The organism is Flexivirga lutea (genome assembly GCF_054778955.1).
In genome coordinates, this window is sequence record NZ_BAAGZB010000005.1 from 1 (window position 1) to 18,792 (window position 18,792).

Here is an 18,792-nt window from a genome sequence, read left to right on the forward strand (position 1 = left end):
CACAGGGTTACGGCGGTTATAGCGAAGTGGGAAACGCCCGGTCACATCCCGAACCCGGAAGCTAAGCCCTTCAGCGCCGATGGTACTGCACTCGGTAGGGTGTGGGAGAGTAGGACACCGCCGAACATAATTTACGCAGAGGGTCGGTCACGAGCACTTCAGAGTGTTTGTGACCGGCCCTTTGTCATTTTCAGACCTTCGCCGGCAGATGGTCGACCGGCGTACGGTGAGTTGCAGCGCGAGGACCGTCGACGGCCGCGCACGGAGATCTTGAGAGTTGGTGCGTTCCGGTGACGAATGACGATGAGGGTGCTTCGGCCGCTCCGGGGGACGGCGGACAGCGGCGGGCCGGGCGGTGGGCCCGGGCGACCGGTGGTGCCGGCGAGTCGCGCGGCGGGGAATCGGAACACCGCAGCGAACAGCGTGACCGCGGCAGCGACCCGGGCGTGCGCGCACGAGGCGGCGAGCAGTCGGACCGTCGTCCGGACCGCGATGAGCGCGGGCGTGGTCCGGAGCGCGGGGACCGCTCGCGCACGGCGCCACGGCGGGACGCGCGCGACCGTGGACGGACGGGAGGCTCCGCTGACCGGCGCCGCAGCGGCCGGGCAGACGACGGGCCGACCGGCTCACGGCCGTCGCGCGCATCGCGCGGTGGTGCCCGCACAGCGGGTGGCCGGCAGGAGCGTGGGTTTACCGGTTCCGAACGTGGTCGCGGTGCTGCGGCTCCGGGTCGGCGCCGTGAGGGTGCGCGCGAGGACCGGCGCGACGACGGCCGTGACCGGGCACGCACCGCGCGTGGTGGCGAAAACGCTCGTGAGCAGCGCGGGCCTCGTGCGTGGGACCGTTCCTCGCCGTCGAACCGCTCGTCGCGCGATACCCGAGTCGAGCCGCCGCTTCCGGAGGACATCACCGGTAAGGAGCTCGACCGGTCGGTATGGCGCGAACTGCGCACCTTGACCAAGGAGAATGCCGAGGGCGTCGCCAAGCATCTGGTGGCCGCGGCGACACTGCTCGAGGAGGACTCGGACCTGGCACTTGCGCACGCCGAACACGCCGCGCGGCGGGCCGGCCGCGTGGCCGCGGTGCGGGAAGCGCTCGGCCTGGTGCATTACCGGCGGTCCGAGTTCAATGACGCCATCCGCGAGTTCCGCACTGCGAAGCGGCTCTCCGGGTCCGACCACCTGCTGCCCTACCTGGTCGACTGTGAGCGCGGGCTAGGGCGGTATGAGCGCGCACTGGACCTTGCTGCCTCGCCCGAGGCGCGGTCGCTCGGCGAATCCGACAACATCGAGCTCGCGATCGTGGTTTCTGGTGTCCGTCGCGACCTCGACCAGCCCGAGGCGGCGCAGATGGTTCTGCGCATCCCGGCGCTCGAGCGTGCGTCGAAGCAGCCCTGGGCCGCGCGCCTGTTCTACGCGTATGCCGAGGCGCTCCTCGCCGGCGGGTCCCCGGACGAGGCACGGGCCTGGTTCGGGAAGGCCATCGATGCCGACGTGGAAGGTCAGACAGACGCCGCGGAACGGGTCGCCGAACTCGACGGGGTGGTCTTCATCGACGCCCTGGATCCGGAGGCGGAAGAGGAAGACGGCGCATCGGACGTCCCGATGCAGGACGCGTCGCAGGCCGGTCGATCAAGCGCCGCATCGCCTGGTCCATCTGACGTCGACGAGTCACCGGCCCGGACCGAGAAGTCGGTCACGCAACGTCGAGATCAGGCGCCGGGCCAGCTCACCTTCAACGACGGGAAGGAACAGCGCAGCGACTGACCGGTGTGGTCATGGTGCGGTCGTGTGTCCACAGCCCTGTGCGGTCGATCGGTCGATCCACAGCTACGGTGAAGCTGCTGGAGTCCCGGGTCGGCGCATCGCATCCTGATGGCGAACACACGTTCGCATACCGAGGGAGAAGCGATGACCGCGCGAACCGCACCCACCCGTGCATCCGACATGATGGCTGATGCGCGTCCCGACGATTCACGTCGCAGCATGCCGGACCCGGACGTCGTGGCGATCGCTGCCGTCAACGAGGTGCATCTGGTCGGGCGGCTCAGTGCGCCGCCGATCGTGAAGCATATGCCCAGCGGCGCGGAGGTCGTCCAGTTGCGTGTGGTGGTCCAGCGACCACCCCACCCACGGACACCGGCAAAGGGCGGCACGGCGCGGCCGCCTACGGTCGACACCATCGACATCGCTTGTTGGTCGCCCGTCGCCCGGCGTCGCGCGCTGGCTTGTTCCGGGACCGAAGTAGTCGATGTCTCGGGGGCGTTGCGACGCCGCTTCTGGCGTGGACCGTCCGGTGTGGCGAGCCGATACGAGGTGGAGGCAGCAAAGCTGCGCGTGCTCAAGAAGCCGAAGCCAGCCTGAGGCCGCCGGGACGGTATCGACCGGGCTGCCGCGGCACCTTGCGACTCCTGCCGCGGCGCCTTGCGACTCCTGCCGAGACCGACGGGGCCGGCCGGGCCTCGGTCCCGGGTCGGACGGCATGATGGATCACGTGTCACCGACAAAGAGTCCTGCTGAGAGTCCTGCTGAGAGTCTTGCTGCGTCCTACTCCGGCTTGGTGTGCGATCTCGACGGGGTCGTCTACCGCGGCAGCCAGGCCGTTCCGCACGCCGTGGCGGAACTGACCGCGGCACGCGCCCACGGCACACGCCTGATCTTCGCGACGAACAACGCGTCACGGCCACCGTCGGCGGTGGCCGACTCACTGCGGAAGTTGGGTCTGGAGCTCGACGACGCCGACGTGCTCACCAGCTCGCTCGCCGGGGCGCGACATCTCGAAGGCGAGCTGACGCAGGGTGCTGCCGTGCTCGCCGTCGGCGGTCCCGGAGTGGCAGACGCGCTGCGCTCCGTCGGCCTGCAGCCGGTGCTGCCCGGGGAGGCGCGGGACGCCTCGATCGAAGCGGTGCTGCAGGGATACGGGCCGGATGTGACAGCCGCGCATCTCGGCGAGGCGGCATACGCGATTCAGCGTGGTGCGCGTTGGGTGGCGACCAACAACGACCTCACCTTGCCCACCGACCGCGGGATGGCGCCCGGCAACGGGTCGTTGGTGGCGGCCGTCGGTCAGGCGGTCGACGCCGATCCGATCGTCGTCGGGAAGCCCGGGCCGCTGCTCTACCAACTCGCAGCGCAAGCGCTCGGCACGGATGCCGAAGCGACGCTCGGTGTCGGCGACCGGCTCGAAACCGACACAGCGGGCGCCCACGCCGCCGGGATGGACGCCTTGCACGTGCTGACCGGTGTGCATGGGCCGGCGGATCTGGTGCGCGCCACGCCGGAGCTTCGGCCCCGGTTCGTCGGGTTGGACCTGCGGGTGCTGCACGATCCCTATGTCGAGCCGGTGCGGGCCGGCGAGGGGCGGTGGATGGTGGGCGAATCGGCGGGCGTCCTTGACGCGGAGGGTGATTCGACGACGCTCCGGTTCCAACCGGCCGACGGACGCGACGACCTGCCGTGGATCCAGAGGCTGCGACTGGCGTTGCGTCTGCTGTGGGAGGCGCTGGACGCAGGACTGCTGAGCCCCGAGGAGGCCGTAGCCGCGCTGCCGCCGCAGCAGTAGCCTGCCGGAAGACGTGACCGACACGTCGCGCCGCCGCACCGGTGGCGACCCCGCGCGATCCCGAGGAGACGGCCACATGCCCATCAACAGCGTGCGCACCGCCCTGCAATTGCTGACCGGCGCCGGCGAACTGACGCGGGCCAAGGCGCTCGAAGCCGCCGGCACCCTGCTGGAGCTGCCCGGCGTCGGCGAGACCTCCGCTCGCGCGGGACAACTCGCGGAAGAACTCATCGAGGCGGCATCGGCGAACCAGGCGATGCTGCAGGATGTCGTCCGCACCGAGGTCGATCGCCGTCTGCTGCAACTCGGCCTGGCGCGCGGTAGCGACCTGGAAGCTGCCCAGCGCAAGATCGCCACACTCGAGGCGGAGGTCGCCGCATTGCGTGGCCGGACCGGCGTGGCCGGGTCGACCGGCGAGCGCGGACCCCGGCCGTCGCGAGCCGGCATCGGTACGCAGGCGACCGCGACGAAGCGACCCGCCCGCACGTCGGTTGCACAGCGCACCGCCGCCAGACCGAGCGCCCAAGAATCGGCTGCCCAGGAGGGGGTCACGAGCGCCACCGGCAAGAAGGCCGCCGCGAAGAAGACGACTCGGCAGGCCACCGGCACGAAGGCCACCGGCAAGAACGCCGCCGCGAAGAAGACGACCCGGCAGACCACCGGCAAGAAGACCGCGGCGAAGAAGACGGCCAGGTCCACCGCCCAGAGGGCCACGGCCGCGAAGACGACCGCCCAGCAGCCCGGGACACGGACGGCCGGAGCCAGGAAGGCGTCCAGCGGCACGCCATAATGGCCGATGTGAGTGATGACGCGGAGCAGCAACTGCCCCAGCCCGCCGGTTCGCTTCCGGCCGCCTCATCCGAGTCCCTCTCCACCGCCGCGCCGGCGACCGACGCCGGTGCGCAGGACGACGCGGAGCGCGCCGGAGCAGCCGAGTCGCGTTTCCCGAGCACGGGCGACCCACGGGTGGATCGGGCGCTGGCGGACCTGCCGGACCCCGCCGCGCACCACCGGTCCGCGGGCGATCGCGCGGAGCCACACGGAGACGGGCCACACGGAGACGGAGCACACGCAGACGGGCCGCACAGGGACGGGGAAGCAGACGCTGCCGAGCGGTTACCTCGGCACGATGACAGCGGGAGCGGCATCGAGCTGCCCGCTCCCGGACTGCTGGACAGGCACATCGGAGACGTCACGTCGGTGCACCGACAGTTGCAGCAGCGGCTGTCGGACCTGTCGGGCTGACTCGTGCGAGCCGACGCAGCGCTGGTCGAACGCGGTCTGGCCCGTTCGCGCGCCGTTGCCCGCGAGCTCATCGCCGCAGGTCAGGTCTCGGCCGGCGGACGCCCGGTCAGCAAACCGTCGACCTCCGTCGACGCTGCTGACCTCCGCGTCTCGGGCACCGTCGATCCGTGGGTCGGGCGGGCGGCATACAAGCTGTTGCGGGCGCTTGCGGAGTTCCCGGTGCACGTCGCCGGCGCGCGATGCATCGATGTGGGTGCCTCCACCGGTGGCTTCACGCAGGTGTTGTTGCAGCACGGCGCCCGTGAGGTCGTCGCCGTCGACGTCGGTCACGGGCAGTTGGCCGAACCCGTGCGCAGCGATCCGCGCGTCGTCGAGCGATCCGGCACCAATGTGCGAGACATCGGACCGGACGACGTAGGCGGCGCCGCCGACGTCGTGGTCGCCGACCTCAGCTTCATCTCCCTGCGGCTGGTTTTGGACCGGCTCGCCGTGCTCACCGCCGCCGACGGTGCGCTGGTCACACTGATCAAGCCCCAGTTCGAGGTGGGCCGCGAACGACTGGCCAGAACCGGTGTCGTGTCGTCGCCGCGAGAACGGCATCGCGTCCTGCGCGACGTGCTGGCCACGGTGCCCGGCGTCGGGTTGCACGTCCACGGCCTGACGACCAGTCCCATCGCCGGCGGCACCGGCAACCGTGAGTACCTGCTGTGGGCGCGACACACGGCGGAGGGCAGGATGACCGATGTGGACGTTCACCGGGTGCTGGAGCAGCTGCTGCACGACGAACTGAAGGAAGCGCAGGTATGACGCGCTGCATCTTGCTGGTGGGCCATCCCGGCCGGCCCGAGGCGCTCGACGTGGCGGCCGAGCTGGTCCACGGTCTCACCGCGAACGGCATCGAGGTGATGGGCCGCACCGACGAACTCAACGCATTCGGCGTCCTCGGCGAGCGAGGCGTCACCGGCCACGACGCCCCGCACCCGGACGGTGCCGAGCTCGCGGTGGTCCTGGGCGGCGACGGCACGATCCTGCGCGGTGCCGAGATCGTGCGGGAGAGCGGCGTGCCGTTGTTGGGCATCAACCTCGGGCACGTCGGCTTCCTCGCCGAGGCCGACCGGGACGACATACACCACACCGTGGGCAAGATCGTCGACCGCGGCTGGACGGTCGAGGAACGCGAGACCCTGGAGGTCGAGGCGTCGTTGGGTGGCGAGTCGCTGTGGACCAACTGGGCGCTCAACGAAGCATCCGTGGAGAAGGCCGCGCGCGAACGGATGCTCGAAGTGACGCTGGCGATCGACGGCCGGCCGCTGTCCACCTGGGGTTGTGACGGTGTGGTGATGGCCACGCCCACCGGCTCGACGGCCTACGCCTTCTCCGCCGGCGGCCCGATCGTCTGGCCCGGCGTGCCGGCGACGCTGGTGGTGCCCATCTCGGCGCACGCTCTCTTCGCCCGTCCTCTGGTGCTCAGCCACGACGTGCACATCGCGATCGACCTGCGCGACACCACCGACGCGCAGGCGGTCCTGTGGTGCGACGGACGGCGATCGTTCGACGTGCCGCAGGGCGCGCGCATCGAGGTACGACGCAGTGACCGGCCCGTGCGGCTGGCACGGCTGGGCACCGGCCCCTTCACCGATCGGCTGGTCGCAAAGTTCGATCTCTCGGTCTCCGGCTGGCGCGGCACAGCCGGGCGTCCGCGCGACTGAGCACGGCCTGCCCGACGCTGCCGGACGCCTACGGCGACGTTCCGGCGGCGGAGAACTTCCTGGCGCTGACGTCGTGGCGGTGAACTAGGCTGCCCGACGTGCTGCGCGAACTGCGGATCCAAGGGCTCGGCGTCATCGACGACGCCTTGCTCGACCTGTCGCCGGGGTTGAATGTCGTCACCGGCGAGACCGGTGCGGGCAAGACCATGGTGGTGCAGGGACTCGGCCTGCTGCTCGGCGGGCGCAGCGACGCCGGCTTGGTCCGTGGTGGCGCGGACAAGGCCTACGTCGAAGGCATCGTCGAGCTGGTGACGGATCACCCCGCGGTCGTGCGCGCACGGGAGGCCGGGGCGGAGGCGGACCCGGAGGACGGCGCGGTGGGCAACACCGAGTTGATCCTGGCGAGGAGCGTCTCGGGCCAGGGCCGGTCGCGGGCACACGTCGGGGGGCGCAGCGCCCCGGTCGGTGTGCTGGGTGAACTGGGCGAACTCCTGGTGGCCGTGCACGGTCAGGCCGACCAGTGGCGGTTACAGCGACCCGAGCAGCACCGCGTGATGCTCGACGACTTCGGTGGCACACCGGTGGCGTCGGCGCTGGCGGCATACCGGCGGCTGCACCAGCAGTGGCAGGACACCGTGAGTGAGCTGACCGAGCTGACCGAACGCGCGCGGGAGCGCGCCCAGCGCCTGGACCTGCTCACCGCAGCGCTGGAAGACATCGAACGCGTCGACCCGGTGCCCGGCGAGGACACGGAGTTGAGCGCGGAATCCGAGCGCCTCACCCACGCCGACGGGCTGCGCGAGGGCGCCGGGGCCGCGCACGCGCTGCTGGCCGGCGATGACTCCGGGGATCCCGGTGACGCCCAGTCGCACGTGGTGGAGTTGGTCGCGCGAGCGCGGCAGGCCCTCGCCGGACTCGCCGACCACGACGCCGAGTTGGCGGCGCTGGATGGCCGGTTGCGCGAACTCGGTGTGCTGGCCGCCGACATCGCGGGCGACCTGGCGTCGTACCTGGCGGACCTGGAGGTCGACCCCGCCCGGCTGGAGCACGTGCAGCAGCGCCGGGCCGAGCTGACCGGCTTGCTGCGCAAGTATGGCGAGAGCATCGACGACGTCCTGGTCTGGAGCAAGAGCGCTGCGGCGGAGGCTGCCGCACTGGCCGGCTCGGACGACCGCATCCAGCAGTTGCGAGGCCGGTTGGAGGAACTGGAGCCCCAGCTCGACGCGGCGGCACAGAAACTGACCAAGGCCCGGTCGACGGCGGCCCGGAAACTGCAGAAGGCGGTGACCGAGGAGCTGGCCCACCTGGCGATGGGTTCGGCCCGGCTCACCGTCACGGTGACCAGCGACCCCGCGCACCGGGCCGCACATGGTGTCGACGAGGTGGAGATCCTGCTCGCTGCCAACGCGGGCGCCGTGCCGCGGAGCGTCGCCAAGTCTGCATCCGGCGGTGAGCTGTCCCGCGTGATGCTCGCGCTCGAGGTGGTGACGGCCACCGGCACCGTCCCGACCTTCGTCTTCGACGAGGTCGACGCCGGAGTCGGCGGCGCCGCCGCACTGGACATCGGTGCACGGCTGGCACGGCTGGCGCAGCAGGCCCAGGTGATCGTGGTCACCCACCTGGCGCAGGTGGCGGCATACGCCGATCGGCATCTGGTGGTGCACAAATCCAGCGACGGGCACATCACCGCCAGCGGGGTGAGCGCTGTGGACGGCGAGGACCGACTGGCCGAACTCGCCCGGATGCTGGGCGGCGTCAGCGACAGCGCCGCCGCGCGCGAGCACGCGCAGGAGTTGCTGGACGGCGCGCGGAGAGTCCGCTGACGGCGACGGACGATCCGTGCCCTAGACTGAGAGCCCGTGGTGCAGCAGACGAAACACATCTTCGTGACCGGAGGCGTTGCCTCTTCGCTCGGCAAGGGGCTCACCGCCTCCAGCCTCGGACATTTGCTTCGCGCTCGCGGTCTGCGGGTGACGATGCAGAAGCTGGATCCTTACATCAACGTGGATCCGGGCACCATGAACCCCTTCCAGCACGGCGAGGTGTTCGTCACCGAGGACGGCGCCGAGACCGACCTGGACATCGGCCACTACGAACGCTTCCTGGACGTCAACCTCGCCGGTGATGCGAACGTCACGACCGGCAAGGTCTACAGCGAGGTCATCGCCAAGGAACGCCGCGGCGAATACCTCGGCGACACCGTGCAGGTCATCCCGCACATCACCAACGAGATCAAGGCGCAGATGCGCGCGCAGGCCGCGTCCGACGTCGACATCATCATCACCGAGATCGGTGGCACCGTCGGTGACATCGAGTCACTGCCGTTCCTGGAGGCCGCGCGCCAGGTCCGGCAGGACGTCGGCCGCGACAACGTGTTCTTCCTGCACGTGTCGCTCGTGCCCTACCTCGCCCCGAGCGGGGAGCTGAAGACCAAGCCGACGCAGCACTCGGTCGCCGCCCTGCGTCAGGTCGGCATCCAGCCGGACGCCCTGGTGCTGCGTGCCGACCGCGATCTGCCCGACGGCATCAAGCACAAGATCGCCCGCATGTGCGACGTCGACCTGGAAGCAGTCGCCGCTTGCGTGGATGCGCCGAGCATCTACGACATACCGAAGGTGCTGCACGCCGAGGGCATCGACGCCTACGTCATCCGCCGGCTCGGTATGCCGTTCCGTGACGTCGACTGGCACGACTGGGACCGGTTGCTGCAACGCGTGCACGAACCCGAGCACCAGGTCGAGGTCGCGCTGGTGGGCAAGTACATCGACCTGCCCGACGCCTACCTGTCGGTGACCGAAGCGTTGCGGTCCGGAGGGTTCCACAACGACGCCAAGGTGCGCATCCGATGGGTCGCCAGTGACGACTGCACCACGCCTGCCGGCGCTGCGAAGGCCCTGGGAGGGGTGGATGCGGTCCTGGTGCCCGGTGGGTTCGGGGTGCGTGGCATCGAGGGCAAGCTGGGTGCGCTGCGGTGGGCGCGGGAGCACCAGGTGCCCACGCTGGGCATCTGCCTGGGTCTGCAGTGCATGGTGATCGAATACGCGCGCAACGTCGCCGGCATCGACGGCGCCTCGTCCAGCGAGTTCGACCCGCAGACGCCTGCGCCGGTCATCGCCACGATGGAGGAGCAGAAGGTGTATGTCGAGGGCGCCGGCGACCTCGGCGGGACCATGCGGCTGGGCGCCTACCCGGCACGGCTCACCGAGGGCAGCGTCGTCGCCGAGACGTATGGCGCGAGCGAGGTGTCCGAGCGGCACCGGCACCGCTACGAGGTCAACAACGCCTACCGCGGTGAGCTGGAAAAGGCGGGGCTGTCCTTCAGCGGCCTGTCGCCGGACGGTCAGCTGGTCGAGTTCGTCGAGCTCCCGCGGGACAAGCACCCCTACTACGTGTCGACCCAGGCGCACCCGGAGTTCCTCTCGCGTCCCAACCGGGCGCATCCGCTCTTCGCCGGACTGATCGGTGCCGCGATCGACCAGCAGCGGGCCAGCCGGCTGGTCGAGGTGGAGAAGCCGAAGACAACCGAAGCCGCTGCGGCGCAATAGTTTTCGCGAAGGGATCTGCATGACCTCAGGGCATCACCGGCTGACCGCTCCGTTGGTCGACCGACTCGATCCGCAACCGGTGACCTCGTCGTCGCTGGTCTATCAGGGGCGCGTCTGGGACGTGGTCTCCGAGGACGTGCAGCTCGGCGACGGAGGTCACGTCACCCGTGACTTCGTGCGACACACCGGGGCCGTCGCGGTCGTTCCGCTGCGCGGTGACGCCGGAGCCGAGGAGGTGCTGATGATCCAGCAGTACCGCCATCCGGTCGGCGTCTTCGACTGGGAGGTGCCGGCCGGCCTGCTCGACAAGCCGGGGGAGGACCCCCGTGACGCCGCGGCCCGTGAACTGCGCGAGGAGGTCGACCTCGATGCGTCGACCTGGCACGTGCTGATCGACCTGTTCACCTCGCCGGGAGCGCTGTCGGAGAACCTGCGGGTCTTCCTGGCCCGCGACGTGCACGCCGCCCCGGCTCACGACTTCGTCCGCGAGGGTGAGGAACTCGGGATGCCGACGGGCTGGGTGTCCCTCGATGCGGCGGCCGACGCGGTCCTCGCCGGCAGGGTGCACAACAGCATCGCGGTTGCCGCCATACTCGGTGCATCCGCTGCCCGGCAACGGAACTGGGAGTCGCTGCGCCCGGCGGACTCGCCGTGGCCGTACCACCCGGCATACCGATGAGAGTCCGGCCGTCGACCCGCAGCGCGGTGGAACCCTTCCATGTGATGGAGGTCGTCCGGGCTGCGGCCGCGCGGCAGCGCAGTCACGGCGACATGATCCTGTTGTGCGTCGGGCAGCCCTCGACGCCCGCACCACGGGCGGCCCTCGACGCGGTGCACACCGTGCTCGAGTCCGATGCGCTGGGTTACACCGAGGGTGACGGCATCCCGTTGCTGCGCGAGACGATCGCGGCGCACTACCGGGCGACCTACGACGTGGACGTCGCCCCGGACGAGGTGCTGATCAGCACCGGATCCTCCGGCGGGTTCAGCACCGTGCTGCTCGCCGCCTTCGACGCCGGTCAGCGAGTGGCGATGGCACGGCCGGGATACCCGGCCTACCGGAACACCTTGCGCGCGTTGGGACTTCAGCCGGTCGAGATCGACTGTGGATCCGAGACACGCTTCCAACTGGCGGTCGAACAGCTCGAGCGCGAGCATGCCGAAACGCCGCTGCACGGGGTGATCGTGGCCAGCCCGGCGAACCCGACCGGCACGATCATCGGACCCGACCAGCTGGCAGCCATCGCGGACTGGTGCACCGCCCACGACGTGCTGTTGTTGTCCGACGAGATCTATCACGGCATCTCGTACACCGCGTCCGCCCGCAGCGCCCGGGAGTTCAGCCGGGAAGCGGTCGTGCTCGGCTCGGCCAGCAAGTTCTGGTCGATGACCGGGTGGCGCGTCGGCTGGAACCTGCTGCCCGTGCAACTCCGCCGCCCGGTCGACGTGCTGCAGACCAATCTGGCGATCTGCGCCCCGGCAGTGTCGCAACACGCTGCGGTTGCTGCGTTTTCACCGGAGGCGACCGCTGAGCTGACCCGCCACGTCGAGCGGTATGCCGTCAATCGCGACCTGTTGCTGCGCCGCCTGCCGGAGCTGGGCATTCACTCTTTCGCTCCACCGGACGGCGCGTTCTACGCCTACTGCGATGTGTCACACCTGACCGACGACACCCAGCGTTGGTGTGCCGAGGTGCTGGATCGCACCGGTGTCGCGATCGCTCCGGGTATCGATTTCGACCCGGTCAATGGACACCGCTGCATCCGGCTCAGCTTCTGCGGCACCACTGACGCACTCGACGAGGCGATCGACCGCCTCGTCGCGATCGTCTAGGCAAGGGCCGGCAGCGCCGCACCGAGCCGGCCCGGGGGCTCAGGCCAGGCAGAGGAATTCCTGTATGGCGGGTAGCTCGCGCTGCGCCTGGTCGTATCCGGCGCGGTACATGGCTTCCAGCACGGGTAGGCGACGCTCGCCGTTGCTGACCGGGGCGATCTGTGGCGCGAAAACGTAGGCTTTGCCGGCCTTTTCGAGCTCGAAGAGCTCCTCTCGCGTCCGGTTGTAACGATCCGCCCGGGTGGTCATCGCCTCGGTCACCGCTGGATAGCGACGGTAGTACTGCCGGAGGAACCGCAGGTGGTTCTGTGGCTCCTTGACGTAGTCGCGCTCCTGGGTCAGGACCACGAAGAATTTCTCGAAGCCGTCCGACTGCGCGGCGTCCAGCGCGATGCCACCCGAGGTGCCGAGCGCTCCGTCGACGTACAGATGGCCGTCGAGCCTGACCCCGGGCATCAGCACCGGCATCGACGCGGACGCCTGCACGCGCGCGAGCAGGTCCGGCAGCGTTTTCATGTCGTCGCGGCCCCAGTAGACGGTCTCGCCCGTGGTGGCGTCGAACGCGCCGATCTTCCACTCCATCGGCGACTCGACATACGCCTGCCAGTCGAACGGCAGCACGTTGTCCGGCAGCCCGGACTCCTGGTAGATGAACTGGGAGTTGAAGATGCCCTTGCCGCGGACGAACGTGCGCCATCCGCCGAAGTCGCGCTCCTGCGCGAAGGTGGTGAACGAGGCGTGAGCTCGCCACGCGTCCCGGGTCACGAAGTTGGACGCATTGGTCGCGCCGGCCGAGATGCCGACCACCCACGGCAACCGGATACCGGCTTCGATGAGAGCGACGATCAGGCCGGCTGAGTGCGTGCCGCGCATGGCACCGCCCTCGATGACGAGGGCGGTGTCCGTGACGAGAGGTTGATCCGTCACCGCTCAGTCGACACCGAAGTCGATGGCGGCCCGGTCGAGCGCTTCGTCCTCATCGGACTCGACGGACGGATTGGCCGAAATGGCCGCAGCACCACCGGGTTTCAGCTCGCCGACCAGATCGGTGTCGCGCTGGGGGAGCGCACCGAGTCCGGCATACAGCTCCAGCTTGGAGCGGGTGTCGGCGATGTCGAGGTTGCGCATGGTGAGCTGGCCGATGCGGTCGGTCGGGCCGAACGCGGCGTCCTCGGTGCGCTCCATGGACAGCTTGTCGGGGTGGTAGCTGAAGCCCTCGCCACGGGTGTCGACGATCGAGTAGTCCTCGCCGCGGCGCAGCCGCAGCACGACCTCACCGGTCACGGCCGAGGCGACCCAGCGCAACAGGCCCTCACGGATCATCAACGACTGCGGGTCGAACCAACGGCCCTCGTAGAGCAGCCGACCCAGCCGACGGCCCTCGTTGTGGTACTGCGCGACAGTGTCCTCGTTGTGTATGGCGTTGACCAGTCGTTCGTATGCCGCGAACAGCAGCGCCAGACCCGGCGCCTCGTAGATGCCGCGGGACTTCGCCTCGATGATGCGGTTCTCGATCTGGTCCGACATGCCCAGGCCGTGCCGGCCGCCGATCTCGTTGGCCAGCTTGAACAGGTCGACGACGTCGTCGAACGTCTGCCCGTTGATCGACACCGGTCGGCCGCGCTCGAATCGCACTGTGACGTCTTCGGTTTCGATCTTCACGTCGGGGTCCCAGAACCGGACACCCATGATGGGTTCGACGATCTCCAGGGAGGTGTCGAGGTGCTCCAGGCGCTTGGCCTCGTGCGTGGCTCCGAGGATGTTGGCGTCGGTGGAGTATGCCTTCTCGGTGGAATCCCGGTAGGGCAGGTCCTTGGCCTTCAGCCACTCCGACATCTCGTGCCGGCCGCCGAGTTCATCGACGAACTGCGCGTCCAGCCACGGTTTGTAGATGCGCAGGTCGGGGTTGGCCAGCAGCCCGTAACGGTAGAACCGCTCGATGTCGTTGCCTTTGTATGTCGAGCCGTCTCCCCAGATCGAGACGCCGTCCTCGCGCATCGCGCGCACCAGCAGCGTGCCGGTGACGGCCCGGCCGAGCGGCGTGGTGTTGAAGTAGACCCGGCCACCCGATCGGACGTGGAAGGCGCCGCAGGCGATTGCGGCCAGACCCTCCTCGACCAGTTGTCGCTTGCAGTCGACCAGGCGGGACAGCTCCGCGCCGTACTGACCCGCGCGACCGGGCACCGACTCGATGTCCAGCTCGTCGTATTGACCGAGATCCGCGGTGTAGGTGCAGGGGACGGCGCCCTTGTCACGCATCCAGGCCACGGCCACAGAGGTGTCCAGGCCACCGGAGAAGGCGATGCCGACGCGCTCGCCGACGGGGATGGAGTTCAACACTTTCGACACGGCTCACCAGCCTAGGGGCAGCAGGTGCGCGGTGGGTGAGCGGTCTACGGTGTGGACGATGACGACCGATGATCCCTGCCCGTGTGGCTCCGGCGCGGCGTATGACGACTGCTGCGGCCCGCTGCTGGCTACGGAGCGGCTCGCGTCCACCGCGGAGGAGCTGATGCGCTCGCGTTACACCGCCTACTTCTACGGCAACCGGGAGCACCTGTGGCGGACCTGCCACCCGCGGACGCGTCCGTCGGACGTGACGCTCGACCCGTCCACCAGCTGGACGGGATTGCGAATCCTCGGCGTTCGCGATGGCGGCGCCGGCGACGACACCGGCGTGGTCGAGTTCGTTGCGTCATACAACCGCGGTGAGCTGCGTGAACGCAGCCGGTTCGCCAAGCGCGGTGGGCGCTGGTTCTATCTGGACGCCGAATCCGATGACTGACGCCTTCGACATCCCCACGGCTCCGAGCGAACGTGGTTTCGGCGACATCGAGCACCGCAAGCACGGAGCACTGCAGGGTCAGAGCCTCGCGATGCACGAGGCCGCGACGAACCTGCTGCACAAGGCCGTCGCCGCGCTCGAGGCCGAACAGACGGACAAGGCGATGACGTACCTCCGGAAGGCCGAACGTCTGCCGTACGACGACTACGGTGCGGCCTCGCCGCTGTCGCTGGCCGCCCACATGTACGCCTTCCGCGCGGTGCTGGATGCCCATGAGCTCGGCCATGGCTTGTGGGTCGACGCCGCCGACATCGTGCTCGAGCCGATGGCGACATGGAAACCACTGGCAATGGCCGACTTTCGCCACGTGCTGACCGTGGTGCGGGACGACTACCCGACAACGGCCGCCGAGGATCGGCGCCTGCACCGGATGGTCACCGGTCAGCAGGTGGCGACAATCCGGGAGATGCAGGAGCTCGCGGGCGAGGAATTGTGCGCCGTGGTGCTCGACCTGCTCGCGATCGTCATCGAGTACGACGTCAGGGTCGGCATGATCCTCGACGAGCGCGGGATCGACGACCACTGACCGGACTACTGACCCGAACGGTCCGCCAGGTAGCGCACCAGCCCGGCGGCGTTGTCCAGTTGGGCGGCCTCCGCCGCCGGCATGAAGTCGACCCGTTCACGGCGGAAATCGACGGCGTCGGACAGGTGAGTGAGCGGTTCGGCGCTCCGGAGGAACGCGTCGAGCAGGTCTGTGGCATCAACCGCGTCGTCCTCGGTGCGGTAGGCCAGCGCGTAACACGCCAGGATCACCGCGGTCACCGCGACATCGAAACCGGGCGGACCCCACGAGGCGTTCTCCCAGTCGATCAGCTGCGGGCCGTCCGCGGCCATCAGCACGTTGTTCGGGTGCAGGTCCAGATGCAGCAGACTGTCGCCGCCCGGTAACCGCGGCAGTTCGCGTTCGCCCTGCGGCATCCGGACCCGGTGCATGCGGCGGTGCAGCTCGGCCAGCATCGCCATGGCCTCGCGCATCGGCAACTGCTCGGCGACCGCGCCGCTCGTCATCTCGGCGAGCATCGTCGGACCGTCGACGCGTTCGAGCACCAGGTCGGGTCCGTGGGCGGCGAGCACGCGCGGCGTCGGCACACCGGCGTCTCCGGCAATCCGCGCCGCGGCCGCCGCCCGGCCGGTCGCGTGGGCGGGATCCCGGTACCGGCGCAACACCCGCCGGTCGTCCAGTTCGTAGACCAGCGCCGTCGCCCCCGACGCCAGCAGCGCCCCGGGGTGGTCGCACGTCGTCATCGGATCAGCCTAGGCGTGCCAGTCCACGGAGTCCTCAGGACAGCGCAGACCGGACGTCGGTGTGCGAGAAGTCGTCACCCTTGAACAGCAGCGGCTCGTCATACGCCTTGGCGAGCGCGTAGCTGAAGCAGTCACCGAAGTTGAGCTTCGCCGGCGATCCGCTGCCGCGGCCGAACTGCCTGTGTGCTGTGGCCGCGAGTTCAGTCAGATTCCGATCGAATGGCACGACGTTCGTCGCGGTCATTTCGAGCAGTCCGCGCACGTCGAGCCGACGAGCGGGAGTGCCCACAATCATCGTCTCCAAGAGTGTTGATGCTGATATCCGTGACGGGCGGCTCGCCAGCACTCTCATCAACTGATCTGCTTCTGGCTCTTCCTTGAGGATCGCGATGAGGGCTGATGTGTCGACGATCATGTGGCTACTTCGGCAGGCCGTTCTCGTCGTAGAGGTCGTCGTCACTCAAGAATGGCTCCGGTCGTGCGGCGGAGCGGCGGGCGATCTCGCGGATCTTTTCGAGGATCTCTTCGCCGTCGGGCACGGTCGCGGAATCGTCCTCCGCGAGTGCTTTGGCCAGGGCGTCGCGGACCGCGCCGGTGGCGGTGGTATGACGACGCGTGGCAAGCTCGTGTGCCATCCGGTGCACTTCGGGGTCCTTGATGTTGAGCGTCGCCATCCACCGATTCTACCGTGGGTAGAAGCAGTGCACCACGGTCGCATATTGATTTCCGGGGAGCACATCCCGCGTCGTAGGATGGACGTCGCACGTGGTGGTGGAGTGACGACCCACCGGACGTCCGGGCGTATGACGCAGGCTCGCCATACGACGGGCGCAGGCCACGGGCCGCGCGTCCGGCGACACCGACGAGAGGCCGAGGTCTCCTCGGCGAAGGTGTGGTGGCACCGCGATCTGGCCCCCGCCCACACCTCCAGGGCTGCCTTCTCGACAAGGTGGCCGACAGCGCGACCTTGACGGGAACCAACCCGAAAGGAAACGCAATCATGCTTCGAAACCATGACGCCGGCACGCTGCGTGCGGCCGACGCGGGACAGACCGTGACCCTTGCCGGCTGGGTGGCCCGCCGCCGCGACCACGGCGGCGTCGCCTTCCTCGACCTGCGCGACGCCAGCGGCGTCGTCCAGGTCGTCGCTCGCGACGAGGTGCTGACCGGTGCCGCACACGGCCTGCGCAACGAATACTGCATCGCAGTGACCGGCACGGTCACGCCGCGTGAGGCGAAGGACGTCAACGCCGACCTGCCGACCGGTGAGGTCGACGTCGTCGCGGACACGATCGACGTGCTCAGCGAGTCCGCGCCGCTGCCGTTCCAGATCGACGAACGCATCAACGTCGGCGAGGAAGCACGCCTCAAGCACCGCTACCTGGACCTGCGCCGGCCGGCGCAGGGCGGTGCGATCCGGCTGCGTTCCAAGGTCAACGCCGCGGCCCGCTCGGTGCTGGCCGAACGTGACTTCGTGGAGATCGAGACGCCGACGCTGACCCGCTCCACCCCGGAAGGCGCGCGCGACTTCCTGGTGCCTGCTCGCCTGCAGCCGGGCAGCTGGTACGCCCTGCCGCAGAGCCCCCAGCTGTTCAAGCAGCTGCTGATGGTCGCCGGCATGGAGCGCTACTACCAGATCGCGCGCTGCTACCGCGACGAGGACTTCCGCGCCGACCGGCAGCCGGAGTTCACCCAGCTCGACATCGAGATGAGCTTCGTCGAGCAGTCCGACATCATCGAACTCGGCGAGGCGATCGCCAAGGCGCTGTGGCAGGTCATCGGGGTGGACATCCCGACGCCGTTCCCGCAGATGACGTATGCCGACGCGATGGCGAAGTACGGCTCGGACAAGCCCGACCTGCGCTTCGACCTCGAACTCGTCGAGTGCACAGAGCTTTTCAAGGACACCACGTTCCGCGTCTTCCAGGCGCCGTATGTCGGCGCGGTCGTCATGCCCGGTGGTGCGTCGCAGCCCCGCCGCCAGCTCGACGCCTGGCAGGAGTGGGCCAAGCAGCGCGGCGCGAAGGGGCTGGCCTACATCCTCGTGCAGGACGACGGCACCCTCACCGGTCCGGTCGCCAAGAACCTCACCGAGGCCGAGATCGCGGCGCTGCCGGCTCACGTCGGCGCCCAGCCGGGCGACTGCATCTTCTTCGCCGCGGGCGACGCCAAGTCCTCCCGTGCGCTGCTCGGGGCGGCCCGGCTGGAGATCGGCCGCCGTTGCGGACTCATCGACGAGTCGAAGTGGTCCTTCCTGTGGGTGCTCGACGCGCCACTCTTCGAACCGGCCGCGGACGCCGTCGCCTCCGGTGACGTCGCGGTCGGTGCCGGTGCCTGGACCGCGGTGCACCACGCGTTCACGATGCCGAAGAAGGAGTACCTCGACACCTTCGACACCGACCCCGGCTCGGCACTCGCCTACGCCTACGACATGGTCTGCAACGGCAACGAGATCGGCGGCGGCTCGATCCGTATCCACCGCAAGGACATTCAGGAGCGAGTGTTCAAGGTGATGGGCCTGTCCGAGGATGAGGCGCAGGAGAAGTTCGGCTTCCTGCTCGACGCGTTCGCCTTCGGCGCACCGCCGCACGGCGGCATCGCGTTCGGCTGGGACCGCATCTGCGCGCTGCTCGCCGGCACCGACTCGATCCGTGAGGTCATCGCCTTCCCGAAGTCGGGCGGCGGCTACGACCCGCTGACCGCTGCGCCCGCGCCGATCACCGCGGCCCAGCGCACGGAGGCTGGCGTCGACGCCACGCCGGAGAAGAAGGGCGAGCAGTCCGAGGCCGCGCACGCCGAGTGACGC

The 18,792-nt window shown here is 69.3% G+C and carries 19 protein-coding genes and 1 rRNA gene; 15 read left to right on the forward strand and 5 right to left on the reverse strand.

The window, feature by feature from the left end:
* Positions 1 to 8: 8 nt before the first annotated feature.
* The 12 genes from rrf (at position 9) to ACYVBN_RS16010 (ending at position 11,893) form a co-directional block, all read left to right on the forward strand.
* Positions 9 to 126: ribosomal RNA gene (gene rrf / locus ACYVBN_RS15955) — 5S ribosomal RNA — on the forward strand.
* 827 nt (positions 127 to 953) lie between these two features.
* Positions 954 to 1,766, forward strand: a complete 813-nt coding sequence (locus ACYVBN_RS15960) for a tetratricopeptide repeat protein (RefSeq protein WP_460601378.1) — start codon at positions 954 to 956, stop codon at positions 1,764 to 1,766.
* A 144-nt stretch (positions 1,767 to 1,910) separates the two neighbouring features.
* Positions 1,911 to 2,363: a single-stranded DNA-binding protein gene (locus ACYVBN_RS15965; protein WP_460601379.1), complete on the forward strand. Its 453-nt coding sequence runs from the start codon at positions 1,911 to 1,913 to the stop codon at positions 2,361 to 2,363.
* A gap of 196 nt (positions 2,364 to 2,559) precedes the next feature.
* Positions 2,560 to 3,561 carry an HAD-IIA family hydrolase gene (locus tag ACYVBN_RS15970; protein ID WP_460601380.1) on the forward strand — a complete coding sequence of 334 codons (1,002 nt, stop codon included), beginning with the start codon at positions 2,560 to 2,562 and terminating at the stop codon, positions 3,559 to 3,561.
* Positions 3,562 to 3,637: 76 nt separating this feature from the next.
* Complete coding sequence (locus ACYVBN_RS15975; RefSeq protein WP_460601381.1) at positions 3,638 to 4,351, forward strand: hypothetical protein; 714 nt, start codon at positions 3,638 to 3,640, stop codon at positions 4,349 to 4,351.
* Between the two features lie 8 nt (positions 4,352 to 4,359).
* Positions 4,360 to 4,806, forward strand: a complete 447-nt coding sequence (locus ACYVBN_RS15980; protein WP_460601382.1) for a hypothetical protein — start codon at positions 4,360 to 4,362, stop codon at positions 4,804 to 4,806.
* Positions 4,807 to 4,809: 3 nt separating this feature from the next.
* Positions 4,810 to 5,613: a TlyA family RNA methyltransferase gene (locus tag ACYVBN_RS15985; RefSeq protein WP_460601383.1), complete on the forward strand. Its 804-nt coding sequence runs from the start codon at positions 4,810 to 4,812 to the stop codon at positions 5,611 to 5,613.
* Positions 5,610 to 6,515, forward strand: coding sequence for a diacylglycerol kinase catalytic domain-containing protein (locus ACYVBN_RS15990; RefSeq protein WP_460601384.1), 906 nt, complete (start codon positions 5,610 to 5,612; stop codon positions 6,513 to 6,515). The genes ACYVBN_RS15985 and ACYVBN_RS15990 overlap by 4 nt, the downstream gene beginning before the upstream one ends.
* Positions 6,516 to 6,613: 98 nt before the next feature.
* Positions 6,614 to 8,338 carry a DNA repair protein RecN gene (gene recN / locus ACYVBN_RS15995; RefSeq protein ID WP_460601385.1) on the forward strand — a complete coding sequence of 575 codons (1,725 nt, stop codon included), beginning with the start codon at positions 6,614 to 6,616 and terminating at the stop codon, positions 8,336 to 8,338.
* 36 nt (positions 8,339 to 8,374) lie between these two features.
* Complete coding sequence (locus ACYVBN_RS16000) at positions 8,375 to 10,060, forward strand: CTP synthase (RefSeq protein WP_460601386.1); 1,686 nt, start codon at positions 8,375 to 8,377, stop codon at positions 10,058 to 10,060.
* Between the two features lie 19 nt (positions 10,061 to 10,079).
* A complete protein-coding gene (locus ACYVBN_RS16005; RefSeq protein ID WP_460601387.1) occupies positions 10,080 to 10,739 on the forward strand; it encodes an NUDIX hydrolase in 660 nt (219 codons plus the stop codon).
* A 44-nt stretch (positions 10,740 to 10,783) separates the two neighbouring features.
* A complete protein-coding gene (locus tag ACYVBN_RS16010) occupies positions 10,784 to 11,893 on the forward strand; it encodes a PLP-dependent aminotransferase family protein (RefSeq protein ID WP_460601388.1) in 1,110 nt (369 codons plus the stop codon).
* A 39-nt stretch (positions 11,894 to 11,932) separates the two neighbouring features.
* On the opposite strand, the gene ACYVBN_RS16015 is transcribed toward ACYVBN_RS16010, so the two are convergent.
* Both ACYVBN_RS16015 and argG read right to left on the reverse strand, forming a co-directional pair.
* The gene (locus ACYVBN_RS16015; protein ID WP_460601389.1) at positions 11,933 to 12,820 is read right to left on the reverse strand and encodes a patatin-like phospholipase family protein; all 888 of its coding nucleotides are present in this window, start codon (positions 12,818 to 12,820) and stop codon (positions 11,933 to 11,935) included.
* A 3-nt stretch (positions 12,821 to 12,823) separates the two neighbouring features.
* Complete coding sequence (argG, locus tag ACYVBN_RS16020; protein ID WP_460601390.1) at positions 12,824 to 14,242, reverse strand: argininosuccinate synthase; 1,419 nt, start codon at positions 14,240 to 14,242, stop codon at positions 12,824 to 12,826.
* Positions 14,243 to 14,300: 58 nt separating this feature from the next.
* On the opposite strand from argG, the gene ACYVBN_RS16025 reads away from it, so the two are divergent.
* On the forward strand, positions 14,301 to 14,678 hold the full coding sequence (locus ACYVBN_RS16025) for a YchJ family protein (RefSeq protein ID WP_460601391.1): 378 nt from the start codon (positions 14,301 to 14,303) through the stop codon (positions 14,676 to 14,678).
* On the forward strand, positions 14,611 to 15,264 hold the full coding sequence (locus tag ACYVBN_RS16030; protein WP_460601392.1) for a hypothetical protein: 654 nt from the start codon (positions 14,611 to 14,613) through the stop codon (positions 15,262 to 15,264). The genes ACYVBN_RS16025 and ACYVBN_RS16030 overlap by 68 nt, the downstream gene beginning before the upstream one ends.
* A 5-nt stretch (positions 15,265 to 15,269) precedes the next feature.
* Here ACYVBN_RS16030 and ACYVBN_RS16035 read toward each other — a convergent pair whose 3' ends face one another.
* The 3 genes from ACYVBN_RS16035 to ACYVBN_RS16045 are packed head-to-tail and all read right to left on the reverse strand — an operon-like array spanning position 15,270 to position 16,660.
* Positions 15,270 to 15,986 carry a BUD32 family EKC/KEOPS complex subunit gene (locus ACYVBN_RS16035; protein WP_460601393.1) on the reverse strand — a complete coding sequence of 239 codons (717 nt, stop codon included), beginning with the start codon at positions 15,984 to 15,986 and terminating at the stop codon, positions 15,270 to 15,272.
* Positions 15,987 to 16,020: 34 nt separating this feature from the next.
* Positions 16,021 to 16,401 (reverse strand): type II toxin-antitoxin system VapC family toxin, encoded by a 381-nt coding sequence (locus ACYVBN_RS16040; RefSeq protein ID WP_460601394.1) that lies wholly within the window; start codon positions 16,399 to 16,401, stop codon positions 16,021 to 16,023.
* Between the two features lie 4 nt (positions 16,402 to 16,405).
* Positions 16,406 to 16,660: a type II toxin-antitoxin system VapB family antitoxin gene (locus ACYVBN_RS16045; protein WP_460601395.1), complete on the reverse strand. Its 255-nt coding sequence runs from the start codon at positions 16,658 to 16,660 to the stop codon at positions 16,406 to 16,408.
* Between the two features lie 326 nt (positions 16,661 to 16,986).
* Between ACYVBN_RS16045 and aspS the strand changes: the two genes are divergently transcribed.
* The gene (gene aspS / locus ACYVBN_RS16050; protein WP_460601396.1) at positions 16,987 to 18,789 is read left to right on the forward strand and encodes an aspartate--tRNA ligase family protein; all 1,803 of its coding nucleotides are present in this window, start codon (positions 16,987 to 16,989) and stop codon (positions 18,787 to 18,789) included.
* The last annotated feature ends 3 nt before the right edge of the window (positions 18,790 to 18,792 follow it).